The following is a 16,185-nucleotide window of genomic DNA, read 5'->3' as shown; positions in this document are numbered from 1 at the left end:
GCTATGGTATATAACATTCACGATGTAATGCGCGATGTGCGCGTATGCCTCGACCAAAATATGACGAGTGAGCAGTTGTTGCAGACTGACGACATAGACACTCTTGCGCTTGACGATATTGTGAGAAGCAAGATTTTGGAAGCTGTTGTTAGAGTGCATACAAACGCACCGACATACCTTTTGGAACAGGGTCACAATTTCGGCGATGCCATATATTGGGGCGACCTCGAAAGCGGTTGGGTTCTGTTGCCGCATGACTTCATGCGCCTTATCGTCTTTGAAATGAGCGATTGGGAGAAAGCTGTATTCACGGCAATAAGCACCACAGACCCCGAATATGCATTGCAACGTCAGCGCATAAAAGCATTGCGAGGCACAGCACAAAAGCCGGTCTGCGTAATCACGATACGACCCGAAGGCCGCGCGTTGGAGTTCTACTCCTGCAAAAGCGAAAGAGCGTATGTGCGCCGAGCGCAGTATCTCCCTTATCCGAAAATAGACCGCGATGAGGGTATAGACATCTGTGAACGCTGTTACACAGCCGTGGTTTATGCTGCCGCGTCATTAGTATTACTCACATTAGGCGAGTCCGAGAAATCATCGGCGCTCTCCGAAATTTCTAAAACAGCACTACAATGAGTTCAATTCCAACAAAACAAATAGACGGTGATGTTGCGGTTGGGCGCAATGTATCGGCCGGAGGCGATGCCAACATTCAGGGCAATGCCCGTATAGGCCACGACCTAATAGTTGAGGGTTGGCTTGAAGCAAAGAACATCAAGGGTGTGAACAAAGGATTGTTTGCGTCCGTTGCTGCCCTGCGCGAAGCTTACCCGCAACCGCATGACGGTTGGTTTGCCGGTGTTTCCGCATCGGACAAAGACATTGCAGACCTCGAACTGACCGTTCAGCAGGGCAAGGCTCTGTTCAGAATGTATGTCGGCAGTGGTGGTGATTGGGTGTGTGAGCCTATCAACAAACTTTATGAGATTGTTGTGGACAATGAACAGGTTGATAATCTCCGAGAGGATTTGTCTACTTTGCGCGGTCAGCACGAAAGTCTTGAAAAGCGAGTTGATGCACACGACACTGAAATCAGCGGTATAAAGACACAGCAGACAACACTCGGCAATGGTATAAACACCAACACAGGCAATATCGCGACACTAAAAGGTCGTGTTGATGTACATGACTCCTCCATATCCAAGAACGCAGCCGCAATCAAATCCATTACTGACAGCAAAGGTCTACCAGGAGGCATAGCCCCCATTGGCGACAATGGCCTCATTCCAACTCGCTTCATACCTGGTGCGATGGATGATGTCAAAGAATTTGACGGTTTTGTGACTATTGTTGCGACACCCGAAACTCAGTCAATTACGGGAGAGGTAGATGTGATGTTTAACAGCGTTACAGGCTGCTTTATAGCAAAACCTCACAGATTAGACATTACAGTCAATTATTACAGCAATTGGTATAATGCAGACTCTTTCGGCGAAATTTCGTTAAACGGCAGGATACCTGCAAGCGACAAGTTGTATGTAGACAAGACCAACAACAAGTCATATCGTTGGAGCGGTAGCAAAATGGTAGTTACCGGAACTGACCTTGCTCTTGGTGAAACCTCCTCAACGGCTTATCCCGGGGATAAAGGCAAACTAAACGCGGGAAATATCGAGCGGCTGAAAAAGGCATTTTCAATTACCACATTTGTCAATATCAACGAGCTGTTTGAAACAACCGGCAGTATGACATTCTCCGATGTCGCAACATACCTTGATAACGTTACAGAAGTAATTAAACCCGGTAGCGTTGTTACATATCTTGATAGTGAAGTTGGTTGGAAAGCTATGCAATTTGTGGGCAATGACCCAGACAACGGCATTGGTGCAGATGATAATTGGAAAGCATTCGGCAACGGTTCGTCTGTCGGCAACTGCTACAACGTAACTGCCGCCCGACTTGCCAACGGCGATGAACTTCCCTCCAATCCTCCGACATACGACACCAAGCAGAGTGCAATCGAATATGCAATCGCGAAAGATGCCGTAAGCATTGGTGTGCAAATCACCTTTGCGGCAAGTGCCAAAGGTTGGCGCACATTCCAATACATCGGCCTCAGCGATGATGCAGACAGTTATGCCAACCTCGACAATTGGCTTGACGTAGCTGGACAGAGCGCAGGAGAAGAAACAATCCTCAATATTAACGAACTCTGCAAAGAGCAGACCGGCAGTAGCGAGTATTCTCTACTGAGTGCGGTCGCCGCCTTGCGTAAGCTGTGTGAGAGCAAAGGTATCGACTACTTCAAGGACGGCCTTGTAATCACATACTGCATCAATGCAGGTGAACATGTTTGGGAAGCCAAGCAGCTTCTTGACAAAGCGAGTGCCGACAATGCCGAGGCATGGAAAGACTTCGGCGGTGGAGGCACCGACCTTGTTGCCAACGATGTTCCAACTGAGGGAGGCACGGACGCATTCAGCACCGGCGGCGCATACGAGCGTATAATCGTAGACTTCGAGGAAAGTTTCAGCGAGGACGGCAATTCCAAGACCTATCAGCCGGTCAATGCCAAACGCAAGCCAATCGGCAGTCCTCTTACAGTTCCTCTCGGCGGTGGAGGTGGAAGCACTGATGCAACCTCGTTCGCCGTCAGATTTGAGAGTCAGACAATCTACGGAGCCGCCGGAGGCAAGATTGTAGGCCGCTTCGCCGCCCGAAGCGTAACGCGCATGGGCGAGGAAGAAGTTGTCAATAACATCACCGAAATTTCTGTGAGCGATGCCAACACAGGCGTATTGCTTAAAACAGAAATCCTCACCAACGAACGTAGTTCGGCCACTCTCCAAGATTTTAAGTTCTCGGTTGATTTTACTGATTGGTTTGACGGAGCCGGACAGCGCAGCTTTGTTGTGGCTGTAAAAGACCAAGAGGGCAATGTGCGCCGCGTAGACGTTAGTGTGAACTGCGTAGACGTGACTGTTGAAATCTCCAAAGCCCTGCATGAATGTCGTGTGTCGGTAGGTGCAGGTATGACAACTCTTAACAGCTTCTACATATTCCCTCGCAATACACTCGGTGGAACAGGTGGTGGTATTGACGCTATCATTGAAATCCTTTGGGATGGAGAATGGCGCGAACTTGGCCGTGCGAACATTCAGAAAACATTCTCGCAGGACATCAGCATCAATCCGAGCAATGTTCTTGGCGGTGGTGAGAAAATGCAACATGGCTCTTATCTGCTCCGTATTCATGGCTACGCACCTCAAGCAAAAGTAACCGGCAACTACGTCTACACGTCTATCATGTGTGTGGATAGCTCAAAGACAACCGAGCCGATTGTTTCTATCCACTACGATGCAAAGACCTTTGACGATGAATTGAACGGTACTGTTGCGCTCTATGACACCGCAAATCTACAAGTGGCCGCATACACAGCGGCAAGTGTAAGCGGAAACACGCAGGTGTCAGTAAAGGCCAATGGCGAAACAATTCAGACGTTCAATGCCGCTTCGTCCTCAACCTATTCCGTGAAGTATCAGATACAGGGATATACCAACGGCGATAACATCGAGTTTATTGCTGAAGGCAGATGGACTGAGGCCAACGGCAAAGTTCACACAGACAAGAGCCATCCGATAGTTGTCACGGTAGACGGAAGCGCAATTGATGTGCAGATTAAGAGCGGTGCCGCATTCGGCTATGACTTTGCCCTGCGCACAAATGCGGACGTGGACAAGACGATTACCGACAAGGGTGTGACAATGGCCGTCACCGGCGCAAATTGGCGCACAAATGGCTTCGTTTCCTATCTCGGTCAAAACGCTTTCCGTATCGCGGAGAACATGAGGGCTACAATCCCTTACTATCTCTACTCCAAGCAGACCAACGAAAGCGCGGGTAATGCAATCCAATTCTCCTTTGCTACTGACAACATCAAGGACAAGGACGCATTGCTCATGCACTCCTATGACCCTGCCACCGGCACCGGCTTCTATGTGAAAGGCAACGTGGCCGGCATATACTGCGCCAAAGGTGTGAAGCATCAGCGGCAAGAGCGCAAGTTCCGCAGTAAGGAGAAAATCACAATGGCCGTGGTCGTTGAACCTGCAAGCAGGGCAATCCAACGAGGAAGCGAAAAGTATTCCACAATCAAGATGTATCTCAATGGTGAGGAGGTCGCTTGTTTGGGTTATATCCCCGGACAAAATGCAATCTCTCAGAATACCCCCATCATGCTTGACGGTAGAGAGGGTGACTTTTATCTCTACTACGTCATGGCATACGAGAGCTACTATGAGTGGTCGCAAGCATTCAATAACTACCTTGCCAAACTGACCGATGTAAATGCGATGATAGCCGAGTTTGAGAGCGAAGATGTTCTTGACACAATCAACCGTCCGAGCCTCGACAAACTAAAAGCTAAGGGTATGCCGTACTATGTTGTAGTTGCGCCGCAGAAAGTGTTTGATGAGTTTGACGGAGATACCAACACCTCCACAAAATTCACCTGTACGCTTTTCTACTTCAACCCCGAATACCCGGAGCTGAACTTCAAGGCTACAAATGTTCAATGGCGCAGACAGGGAACGACATCAGCTAAACGACCTATCAAGAATGACCGCTTCTATCTCAACAAGCCGGTGAATAAGGCCGACAAGATTGTCATCACGCTTCTTACCCCCAACGAGAACACAGAACTTGGGCGCAAAGCCATTGCCCTTGCCGCAAAGAACTTTGTGCTTGTGCGTCCCGATGCAATCCCGGTACAGATTATTACCGTCAAGGTAGATTACTCCGACAGTAGCAATGCCAATGACTGTGGTGTGTGCGACATGATGAACAACACGTTCAAGGCTATGGGCAGCGCCTATCAGACACCTGCACAAAGATCCTATGACGGTACGTTCACCAAAGGCGACCTGCACATTGAGGGTTGCAAGATGGACCACTCCACCAAGAACCACCCAATTGCCGCTTTCCGCTCCACCAATGAACAGCTTACCGATGCGTGGTTCCACGCAAAGGGCAATTGGAAAGAGGACAAAGGCGAACAGCTTGCACTCGGTTTCAAAGACACCCCTGGCTATAACAAGGGCTGTCTTAACTATGGCGACTTCATAGAGTTCTTTGGTCGCCGTGATGAAACGCTCTCGCAGATTGAAGCGCGTTTTAAGACGACTGAGGGATTAGACACCGATGCTGTCTACCTGCTCAGCCAATACTGCGGACGTGACTATGCGTTTATGCGCCACAACGGTACAGCATGGCAACGTAGCACCGGCTCCATGAAGCAGGTCGGCGGCAAATGGGTTGTTACCGGCGATGTGTTGAACCCGGTAGTCGGCTTTGAGCTGCTGTCCTATCAAGGTTTCTGTTGGTGGAAAGGTGTGTCGGGTATTGACGACATGATGAAAATGGAGGCCGATAAATCCTCTTGGGTTCAGAAGCTCGTTAATAGCGGTGACGTTTCGGCGGATACATTCCCGAAGTGGACACAATACTTTGAATGCATGGTCGATGACGACCAATTGCAGATTGACCTTGCGTATGGTAGAAAAGTACCTTACGAACTATTCCGTATGCTGAGGTTCTGCCATGACTGCGACATGATTGCCGCTGTTGATGGCAAAGAAAACCGTTGGCAGATTGTCGAGAACACGACAAAGGTAAATAATTGGAAAAACGACCTGTGGCAGTACGCATCACCTCAGAGCCTCTATGCCTACACGCTGTTTACCGACTACCTTGCCGCTACCGACCAACGCGCCAAGAATATGCAACCAATGTGGTTCTTGGAGGACGGTCAGAGCGTTACCAATGGTGTCTATTCTGCCGAACACGCGGTTAGAATGTATCTCAACAAGGTCTATGACTGCGACACCTGCAACGGTAAGGACAATGACGGTGGTTGCACCGTAGACCCGGAAGCAGACCCCAACCGTATGACGGACGACAACTACGTCAATCCGTATGCCGGTTACGGTTCAATCCTGTTCAACAACGTGGCAATTGTGCCTACCGTCTATCTTGATGCGACACACAGCGGAAATCAGCAACTTTCACTCGAAACAGTTGCGGCCGCAATGCGCTCAGCAAAGACCAACGTGGACGGTGTAGACATGATACCGTTCTCTCCGGAGGGTGCGCAGTATTTCTTTGTAGAGAAGCGTCTGAAATTTTGGAAGAAGCTCATATCTTCCTATGACGGAGAACGCAAGTATATTGAAAGCGTTGTCAAAAGCGATGATATATACTTCTATGCTCTGCAAGGTTTGGGGCTTACAGCTCTGCCGCAGTTCATTGAACAGCGTTGGCGCATCCGTGACGGCTACTATCAAACAGGCCAATTCTTCAGCGGAGTATTGAGCGGTCGTACATCGTGCGCAAGCAGCAATGCACGTATCCGCATAGTGGCCGCAAAGACCGGCTACTTTGGTGTCGGCCACGATGCAAGCGGACAACTTGACGAGGTTGTGTTCCTCGAAGCAGGACAGGAACATTACTTTACCAAGTTCAGTCACACGGAGTATGCTCTGTTATACATCTACCAAGCCGACCGAATTGCAGAGATAGACCTTAGTGAGATAAGCCTTGACAGCAGCTTCAACTTCCAAGTAATGACTCTCGCCGAGAAGATTGTAATCGGTAGCGAGAACCGACAAGACGTTTCAATCGGCTCCGCCGTACCTATCAGCTCAATGCCCCTCGGCTCTCTGCCGTTCCTGCGAGAGCTTGATGTGCGCAACACAACCGTAGCAAGCATTGATGCAAGCACCTGTCCTCGATTAGAGATAATCAGAGCAACAGGAACACCTCTGCAAAACTGCTCCGTTGCTGAGACATCGCCCGTTAGCGTGTTGGAACTGCCAGATACCATGACCGAAATCTCTCTTGTCAATCTTCCTAATCTCTCTTATCCGGGAGGGCTGACGATTGCAGGACTGAGCAATGTAACCAAGCTCATGATTAGCGGTTGCCCGAAGATTGATGCAATGGCTATGATTAAGAACATCGTAGCCGAAGCAGGACATATCAAGAGTATCGGCCTACGCGATGTGAACATCACCGCAAGTGTTGAAATTCTGCGCTCGTTGAAAGCGACCAATGCTTTCGGCCTCGATGAGAACGGCAACGACATTGCCGCCGACAAAACCGTTGAAGGTATCGGCAAACAATGCTCCGGCCTCACAGGTCGTTGGATATTGGCAGAGTTGATAGAAGATAACGATGTGGACGGAGTGGCAGGTCTTAACAGCCTTAAAGCCTACTTCCCTGCGCTTGACCTCTACAACTCGCAATTCTCAATTATAAGATGCTCTGACTTAGTGGATGCTCCAGGTGAAAAATGGGGCAACCTCGACAACATGACTGGTGCGTTGTACTCTGCCGCCTATAGGCGGTCGGGCCACCCGTTGCGTATCTTTGAAAACTCCTGGGCTTGCCGAGCAGACTACAATGCCAAAGCACAGCGTCTTGAACTGCGCCGCCTCAGCCGTGCCAACTTCAATTTCATGCTTGACGGCAGCGAGATTGACCTTGCAGACGTGGCCGGTGCCGGTTACGACATCATGCACTTACTCGGACATGGATGGTACAAGGGTGTAAACGACTACAAGAACCAAGACAAATACTATGTGTGGTCAAGTTGTGACAACGAGCCGCTATCAACGGCTAACGTCAGAAACATACACCGCCTCGGCGACCTCTTGTATTCAGAAAGTCAAGGTGTGTATGTCGATGCAGACACCACTGTTGGCATGAATGTGGCAGACCTCCTTGGGCAAGGCTCAAATGTCAATGTATACCGCGTAGATGTTGAGGGCATGAAGCAGGTGCGTTGGCCAGGCATGAACAATCAGACAATGGGCTGTGTATTCACTGATGCAGACGGCAATGTTGTCGGAGTGTTCCAAATGGCAGTAAGTAATACCAACTTCGACTTCACAATTGGCAGTTACATCTTTGAGAAAGTGCCACAAGGCGCGAAGTGGTTCTACTTTACCACATTCAAAGAACTTGATGAGAGCGAGGTTCACACGGTGGATAGCGAAAGTATTGAAGCCATTGAGCCGGAATGGACAGAGATTAAATCTCCGAAAGCTCTCAACGAGGAAATTGAGGACGGTTCGGTGTTCGGTACATACCCGATTACCATTGACGGCCTCGGCCTACCCCGAAGTATCAGCAGTGGCCGTTCACGCAGAGGCACCGGCACATCGACCATAAATCCAAACTGGCTTTATGATGATGAGGGCAACGCTATAGAGCTACCTACAGGTACAATCAACTACTGCATGAAAGATTTCCAAAACCTTGCACGGCTCAGAGGTAAAGGCTATCAGCTCCAAGATTATGAGCAGCACAAGGAAACTTCAATCTTGTGGTGGGCATTGAATGGTCATAGTGATGAACAGAGCATTGTCGGTCGAGGACAGCATGACGGACTCCTCAACCAAGCCGATAGCATAGGAATGGCCGACACACAGAGTAGCGGTAATGTGTGGAACTCAATACTCGGTATTAAAGGCTATGTTGGTTGCGACTCGGAATGGATGGACAACATCGCGCTCAATGTGACTTCTTTCAAAGAGTTTTTCAAGAACAAAGGCGTTGAGGTTGCATCATTCCCGATTGACGGTGTCGCGCATATCTTCAACCCGATTACAGGTAAGGAACGCACCGTACAATGCCTCACCTCCGGCGGCGGTAACTGTGTTGTACGCCTCGTACACGGAGCAAAATGTGATGTGCTACCCTCGCGCACCATCGGCGACACAAGCCAATATATTGTTTCGTTCTGCGCAGGTTATTGGTACACCCATTCTCGCAGCCGCGTTGTTTTGCGGTCGGGCGGCGGTTCGAATGCGCTCAGCGGCCTCGCTTATGCGAACGCGAATAACGCTTGCTCGTACTCGAACACGCACTTCGGCGCTCGTCTGGCCTTCCGAGGGCGACTAATCGTACTCTCGTAACAGCGACTTCTCGCCGCTCGTCCTTTTCGTTTGGTGCAGAGCTGGGGCATAGCCCCGGCTGCTGTACCTTTCAATCTCGCGTAAGCGAGTCGTGATTGAAAAATAATTCGGCAAAGTTGATTGATATATCAACTTTTTGTTGTAACTTTGCGTTATGAAATCAGAACGGAAGATATTGTTTTATAAGGACTATTTCATTTCTTTCTACCGTGCTCTTGAAGCAGGGGCGCAGAAGAAAATTGATTATGTTCTTGGAATGCTCAAAATACAAGAGCGTGTTAATGAAAGGTTCGTGAAGTTCATCCGTGATGGCGTGTATGAAATCCGTGCATCGCATAACGGCAATATTTACCGGGCATTTTTCATTTTCGATGAAGGCAACATAGTGATGCTTCTGAATGGCTATCAGAAAAAAACACAAAAAGCACCGGAGTCGGAAATCAACATGGCTTTGAAACTAAAAAAGGAGTATTATGCAGACAAAAAGTAACATTGGCAGCTTCGATGCCATACTTGATGAGAAATACGGAAAGGTCGGTACACCCGAACGTGATGCTTTCCATCGTGAGGCTTACGCTTATTGTGTTGGTCAGATTATTCTTGATGCAAGGAAACAGGAGCGAATGACTCAGAGTGACCTTGCCAAGAAAGTAGGCACAGACAAAACCTATATTTCACGTATTGAGAAAGGTGCGATTGAACCCGGAGTTGGACTTTTCTTCCGTATCATGGACGCGCTTGGACTCAAAGTGGAGATTGCGCGACCACTTATGTAAAATGAAATAAAGGCGGACTACCCTCACAGCCGCGTTGTTTTGCGGTCGGGCAACAATTCGAATGCGAACAGCGGCCTCGCTTATGCGAACGCGAATAACGCTTGCTCGAACTCGAACACGAACTACGGCGCTCGTCTGAACTTACTAAGGTTAAATCGTGTGACCCTGCAAGACAACGAGATTGTCACCGCATTCCGCGAAGGGTATGAGCCTCGGCAACAGCAAATAGGCCTCACACGGCAAGTTTGGAAAGCCGAAAAATGACAATAACCTTACAAAGTGGAGTGTCGCTTAGGCGACCTCCACGGGACCGGAAGGCTCCAAGCATTTCACAATGGAAGCAGTAACTGCCCATAACATCAATTATGATTTGATACCGCAGGAATGCGCCAATCTTCCTGTGGCCTTGAAGAGCGCAGGTTTCCCAATCGACAGTTTATTAAATGAGATAATCTCCGATGAAAATTTATCAGACGGTTTTGATTATGTCATAAGTCATTTGGAAACCGCTCAACAGCGCGAAAAATACTATTCAAAACTTGACCCGGCCAAAGGAGAACGCGACAAACGTCAGCTACTCGTACGTCTGAAAAGAGAGTTGCAGGACGGTACATTTAGAATACTCCCGGAGAACATTCGAGAAATGACTGTTTCCGATGGCCCGAAAGTAAGGGTCGTGCAAGCTCCGAGGGTATATCATCGCATAGGGTGCCATGTGATAATGGTAGTGGTGGAGAGATATGTAAACCCCACGCTCATACAGAACACGGCGGCAAGCATTCAAGGCCGAGGTATGCATTGGCTATTTCATCGCATGGTCGAGGATTACAATGCAGTGCCGGAGTTGATGCAATTCTACTGTCAGAATGACATAAAGGGCTACTATGACAACATAGACCAAGAGCGCATGAAAGCCGAAATAAGGCTATATATTTCAGACCCTGTTGTATTAGGCTTCCTCGACAACTTCATCACCTTACTGCCGAAAGGACTATCAAAAGGATTACGCTCAAGTCAATGCTTTGCCAATCTCTATTTGTCGCCGGTAGACCATGTTATGTGTTGCCATGTTCCGAAATATATTGCACCAAATGGAGAGGTTAGGTATCTTTATGAGAGGTATATGGACGACTCCGCAATGTGGGGAAGTCTGAAAAGGCCTGTATGGAAATTGCGAGATATATACCATGAGGAAATTAATAAGAGAGATTTGACCGTTAAAAACACAGAGGCAGTAAGACCGATAAGCGAGGGTATTGATTACCTCGGTTTTGTCTTTTATGGCACACACGCATTACTGAGAAAGCGAACTAAGAAGAAAGTTGCCCGACATTTGTCAGAGGTAAAATCCCGAAAGAGGAGACAGGAAATTATCGGCTCATTCAAAGGCATGGCCTGTCATGCCGACTGCAAGCATTTATATTTCAAATTAACACATAATTACATGAGAAAATTCGGAGAGTTAGGCATAGCCTACAAGCCGGAGGACGGCAAAAAGCGTTTTCCGGGCAAGGTTGTTCCAATTCGTAGCATAGCGAATACACCGATTGAGATACACGATTACGAGGCAGACCTCACAACTGCACACGGCGATGGTCGCTACCTTGTAAGTTTCCGCAATATTGCGGACGGTACGTTCAACAAGTTTTTCACGGCAAGCAAGGAGATGCAGAATATCCTCGACCAAATAAGTGACATCGAGGACGGATTTCCTTTTGAAACAACTATTGTCATGGACTACTATGACGGAAAGACGTTGCCAAAATTTACATAAGCCCAAAAGATAAAGATACAATCGCGGAATACAGCGTTACCTTTGCCATATGAATAAGATTTACGGCACACCGGTAAGGCAGGACGGCTTACAAAAAGTAGGCCGCAGAACTTTTACGCTCTTTTACGGACTATACTCCGATGAGCATGGAGGTACTTATGAGTATCGCTATACCTTTGACCATAAACCTACATGGGAGGAGGTGGAGGCTGTGTTGGTTGAAGCTATCAACGAGCATACCAAAGAAACTATTATAAACGGTTTTATATGGAATGGTATGCGCGTATGGTTGTCTGACGAAAACCAACGCAACTTTATGATGATGGAGAGGCTCACCTCAGAAGCATATCCTCGCACGGTAAAGATAAACGAGGACTCCAACGGCAAGCCTATCTATTACACCTTTGTCAGCGAGGAGGAGTTTGCGGCATTCAGTAAACTCGCCGCACAACACGTTAATAACACACTGGCCGCAGGTTGTAATGAAAAAGACGACCTTACCCCAGCCACGTTTGGATTTTGAACGCTAAGTTAGGATTTCATATAATGCGATTAGGAGCCACGGACTGCGCAGCCGTGGCTCTCTTTTTGTCTAACTCAAAAGATAACGAGAGCGAGAACCGACTACGGCCTACCTTTGCATAGTATAAACCAAATGTTAATTATCATGACAAAGAAAATTTGCAATGACAAGACCGGGAGCGACAAGAAGCTCCACGTCTTCTGTGAGTTCGTAATCGCCGCCTTTATCGGTGTGCTTGTGTCGTTCATTCATTTTCCCTCGGCAATCATTGCCGCCGTCATTGCCTTTGCCGTGGCTTTCGCTTTCGGCATCTACAAAGAGGTAAAAGACAGCAAGCAGAAAGGAAATCATTTCTGCGTGTGGGATTTGGCATGGGATATTGTCGGTTGCCTTGTGGGTGCCGTCTTTGTTTTCCTTGCCAACTACTACACATGGCATGACATCGCCAGCAACCTCATCGAATAAACCATAACACAACACAGACATGGAAACAATCGTACCACTTAACAAACTCTACCTGTTCGTTGGGGTGTTCCTTGCCGTGTGCATATTGGTGATAGCAGCTATTATGCTCGACCTTTGGGACGGAGTACACACGGCGAAAAAGACGCATCAGCGCGTACACTCCCACAAGTTGAGAGTTACCATTGCCAAGATGAGTGAGTATTGGCGATTTATCATGATTGGCTTTCTCGTGGACTGCCTCGGTATATTCTTTTCGTTCTACATCATGCCCTTTGTGGCCGTGCTGTTCGGTGCCGGGCTTATTGTCGTTGAAGCGAAGAGTATGTTTGAACACGCGAACCGGCGAAAGAGTCACATGAGTGATGTGCCTAAAATACTCAATGACATCATCGCGGCAGTAGACAAAAAAGACGCTCAGAGGATATTTGACCTATTGAGCGCAAGTAATAACGACTCAGCGCATCATTAACTCACATAGAATATGAAAGTATTACTCGACAACGGACATGGCGACCCGCCCATCACCGGCGGCAAGCATAGTCCCGACAATCGTCTGAAAGAATACGTCTATTGCCGCGAGATTGCTCAGCGCGTAAGCAGGGAATTGACGCTTCGCGGCATTGATACTATACTTCTTGTGCCGGAGAAAACCGATACACCTCTGAAAGAACGTGTGCGCAAGGCCAATGGTTGGGCGCAAAAACTCGGCACCAAGAACGTAGTGCTTGTGTCAATACACAATAATGCGGCAGGGGCAGACGGCCAATGGCATTCCGCTTCCGGCTTTTCCGTCATGGTCAGCAAGAACGCATCTTCAAACTCCAAACGACTTGCCCAAATCTTCACGGAGAATGCCACCGACATGGGGCTTATGGGCAACCGTTGTGTGCCGCCCGAAAAATATTGGGTTCAATCCCTCGCAATGACACGCGACACCATTTGTCCGGCGGTTCTGACCGAGAACCTTTTCCAAGACAATGAGGAGGAGGTGAAGTTTCTGCTTTCCGAGGAGGGCAAACAGGCGATAGTAACTCTGCACGTCAATTCAATCATTCAGTACATCAACACTATCAAATCATGAACAGAGAAACGGAAATAGTTGCTAATAAACAACTGCGTAAAGACATTGACGAGATTGTCCAAAGAGTTAAGGAACTGCCTGCCTCTCGTGAGCGCAGCCTTGCCATTACCAAACTCCAAGAGGGTGTAATGTGGCTCGGCATGGATTTGAAACGTCTGAACTGTGACAACCCTTATCCGTCAAGTAAAGACCCCTCTACAGGTTCTACCATTGAACCCACAGCAGACGGCCTCAAACTCTAACATCAACAAGTCATGAAAACGAAACACTATATCCTGTTAGCACTTGCAGGACTGACAGCATTCCTTGCCGGGTTCATCATCGGCAAAGACCGCACGGAGAAGCCGCCCGGCACCGTGACGGAAACAAAGGAAACGACCGTGGACACCATTCCGTACTACGCACCGATGCCGCAGTCAGAGTTGGCGTTAGGCACACACCGTTATACTCTACCGACATATCGTTTCCTCGGTGGAGGTGTAGGAGGCGAACCTCGACAACGTGGCGACAAGGACAGTATTTGTGAGGACAGCATAATTCACTCTACCGTTTATGGCGCCGGCGCCGGAGGCGAACCCCGATGTAGCCAAGACAGCGCAATCGTGGAACTTCCGATAACACAACGACACTATGCCGACAGCACTTATGAAGCATGGGTGAGCGGCCCGGTAGACCCACGGCTCGACAGCATCAGAGTATTTGCACCAACAACAATTATCACCAAGCGAGAATGGAAGCCTCCCAAGCGTTGGCACATAGGAATAACAGCCGGTTATGGCTATGGGGCAAAGGGCTTTCAGCCGTATATAGGTGTCGGAGTAACTTATTCAATAATCAGTTTTTGACATGGAGATAACACTATCAATCAATAAGGAAGATGTGATGCAGGAGATTGCAGTCACCACCGCCTACACAGGCGGCAAGATGGACAATGACGAAAACGCACTGCACCGCATATCTACTGTTGATGAGGACGAGAACCACCTTGAAAGATTTTGGGAGGAGAGCCGAGCGGACATCTGCCAAGAGCTTATCGGCCTTGTCACTTTTGAGGGAATGGTGCGTGATGCTATCGTCACACCACCTGTAGACCCTGTTCTCCCTGTAGACCCCATAGCCCCCAATTCTGCCGCACTTCCTCCCATTTTGCAAAGGCAGCATTACGAATTGAGGCTTGATGTGTCTAAATCCTTTGACGAGGCTCTGTTGCCGAGTATGCGACTCAGCCTGTTCAGTTATTTCGTGCAGAGCATAGTAGCCAAGTGGTACGTCTACACAAACAAAGGAGAAGCCGGTGATTATGCTGACAAAGCAAGCACCCTCCTTGACGATATTCACCGCAAGGCCGTGTATAAGAAAAAGCCGACACGTCCCACCTACGATGATTAAACTAATAAATAATACATCACAATGGAACAGAAAAAGACCATTACAGTAACGCTTGAGTCGAAAGAAATCAAGTTTGACGTGATGAATAAGTCGCATCTTACAGGCCAAGCGCGAAACGCAGAAGGCAAGGACTACCGTGCCACTGCGTATATGCAAGCGAGTGAGGACGATGAACACGCTTATCAGATACTCCGTGCCATCAGCAATGCTTTCTCCCATCTGAAAGTGGAACTCGGAGAGTATTTGCATGAGGACGGTTCTACCTCCAATAACCGCATAAACAAGACGGTCGAGGACGGAGGAAAGCTACAGCTTGTTTTCTTGCTCCCCTCAAATTTCAACAACTCGGCATGTGACAGCCTTGGCGGTATGCTCCACGAGTATATTGTAGACCGCACTCTTTCGGAGTGGTTTGTAATCACCTCCCCGAATGACGCGCAGAACTACTCCAACCTTGCCACCGATGCACTCGACCGAGCCAAGCAAGCCCTGTACAAGCGCGAAAGGCCAACACGTCCCACTTATAACGATTAAGCCATGTATCATATCGGTTGCAGCGAGGACTGCTATAATTCAGATGCTGGGGACAGCAAGGTCACAAAGAATGTGACGTTGGTGTTTCATCGTGCGCAGTTGCTTTACGACATAAAGAATTATGCCTATATCGAGGGGCATGTGTGGGGCGAGGAAAACCAACACGCACAGCACACCCTCGTTGAAATCGGTGAGGAGGGCAATGTCGATAGGGTGAACCGCATTTTAGGGGTCGTTCATGCCGCAGCCGTTGAAATGCTTTATCCCTACACAAAGCAGGAGCCGATTGACGACGAAGTTATCTGTGACCGAATGTGGACACCCGAAGATTACGAAATCGTCATGAAAGTGCCGGCCACGATGTCACGAACCACCCTGCACCTGCTCAACAAACTAATCCATGAGTTTATGGTAGCTCGTGTGATATATGATTGGTTGAGCATCACGCACCCCGAAGCTGCGCGTAACTGGCTTGAAAAAGCGTTGGAGGCGCAGGAGGAAGTCAACAGCATCAAGAACAGCCGTACAGGAGTGCTGAGGCGACCCTCGCACCCATTCTAACGTATTACTTGCCGGGGCAACCCGGAACTATCCCGACAAGGACGAGAGCCGAGACGCATCACGCGCCCCGGCTCTCTTGTTAATAACAATCTTTTCTACCTAAA

Annotated in this window: 14 protein-coding genes; all 14 read left to right on the top strand. The window is 48.6% G+C overall.

The window, feature by feature from the left end; genetic code table 11:
- Positions 1-3: 3 nt before the first annotated feature.
- The gene (locus E7745_RS08045) at positions 4-639 is read left to right on the top strand and encodes a hypothetical protein (RefSeq protein ID WP_123398031.1); all 636 of its coding nucleotides are present in this window, start codon (positions 4-6) and stop codon (positions 637-639) included.
- Positions 636-8,978, top strand: coding sequence for a hypothetical protein (locus E7745_RS08040; protein WP_136408608.1), 8,343 nt, complete (start codon positions 636-638; stop codon positions 8,976-8,978). Before E7745_RS08045 ends, E7745_RS08040 begins: the two co-directional genes overlap by 4 nt.
- A 154-nt stretch (positions 8,979-9,132) precedes the next feature.
- Positions 9,133-9,468, top strand: a complete 336-nt coding sequence (locus E7745_RS08035) for a type II toxin-antitoxin system RelE/ParE family toxin (RefSeq protein ID WP_123398033.1) — start codon at positions 9,133-9,135, stop codon at positions 9,466-9,468.
- A complete protein-coding gene (locus E7745_RS08030; protein ID WP_104404450.1) occupies positions 9,452-9,754 on the top strand; it encodes a helix-turn-helix transcriptional regulator in 303 nt (100 codons plus the stop codon). The genes E7745_RS08035 and E7745_RS08030 overlap by 17 nt, the downstream gene beginning before the upstream one ends.
- Positions 9,755-10,088: 334 nt before the next feature.
- Positions 10,089-11,528: an RNA-directed DNA polymerase gene (locus E7745_RS08025; protein ID WP_104404451.1), complete on the top strand. Its 1,440-nt coding sequence runs from the start codon at positions 10,089-10,091 to the stop codon at positions 11,526-11,528.
- A 49-nt stretch (positions 11,529-11,577) separates the two neighbouring features.
- Positions 11,578-12,051, top strand: coding sequence for a hypothetical protein (locus E7745_RS08020; protein WP_123398036.1), 474 nt, complete (start codon positions 11,578-11,580; stop codon positions 12,049-12,051).
- 144 nt (positions 12,052-12,195) lie between these two features.
- Entirely contained in the window at positions 12,196-12,516 is a 321-nt protein-coding gene (locus E7745_RS08015) for a hypothetical protein (protein WP_104404452.1), read from the top strand.
- A 19-nt stretch (positions 12,517-12,535) separates the two neighbouring features.
- Positions 12,536-12,985 (top strand): phage holin family protein, encoded by a 450-nt coding sequence (locus E7745_RS08010; protein WP_123398038.1) that lies wholly within the window; start codon positions 12,536-12,538, stop codon positions 12,983-12,985.
- A 12-nt stretch (positions 12,986-12,997) separates the two neighbouring features.
- Positions 12,998-13,597, top strand: a complete 600-nt coding sequence (locus tag E7745_RS08005; RefSeq protein ID WP_123398039.1) for an N-acetylmuramoyl-L-alanine amidase — start codon at positions 12,998-13,000, stop codon at positions 13,595-13,597.
- Entirely contained in the window at positions 13,594-13,839 is a 246-nt protein-coding gene (locus E7745_RS08000; protein ID WP_123398040.1) for a hypothetical protein, read from the top strand. The genes E7745_RS08005 and E7745_RS08000 overlap by 4 nt, the downstream gene beginning before the upstream one ends.
- 12 nt (positions 13,840-13,851) lie before the next feature.
- Positions 13,852-14,442, top strand: coding sequence for a DUF6808 domain-containing protein (locus E7745_RS07995; protein ID WP_136408607.1), 591 nt, complete (start codon positions 13,852-13,854; stop codon positions 14,440-14,442).
- 1 nt (position 14,443) lies between these two features.
- On the top strand, positions 14,444-14,986 hold the full coding sequence (locus tag E7745_RS07990) for a hypothetical protein (protein WP_136408606.1): 543 nt from the start codon (positions 14,444-14,446) through the stop codon (positions 14,984-14,986).
- 21 nt (positions 14,987-15,007) lie between these two features.
- Positions 15,008-15,520 (top strand): hypothetical protein, encoded by a 513-nt coding sequence (locus tag E7745_RS07985; protein ID WP_136408605.1) that lies wholly within the window; start codon positions 15,008-15,010, stop codon positions 15,518-15,520.
- 3 nt (positions 15,521-15,523) lie between these two features.
- Entirely contained in the window at positions 15,524-16,081 is a 558-nt protein-coding gene (locus tag E7745_RS07980; protein WP_123398044.1) for a hypothetical protein, read from the top strand.
- Positions 16,082-16,185 lie beyond the last annotated feature (104 nt).

Source organism: Duncaniella sp. C9 (assembly GCF_004803935.1).
GTDB lineage: Bacteria > Bacteroidota > Bacteroidia > Bacteroidales > Muribaculaceae > Duncaniella > Duncaniella muris.
This window is presented reverse-complemented; position numbering and strand designations above follow the sequence as displayed.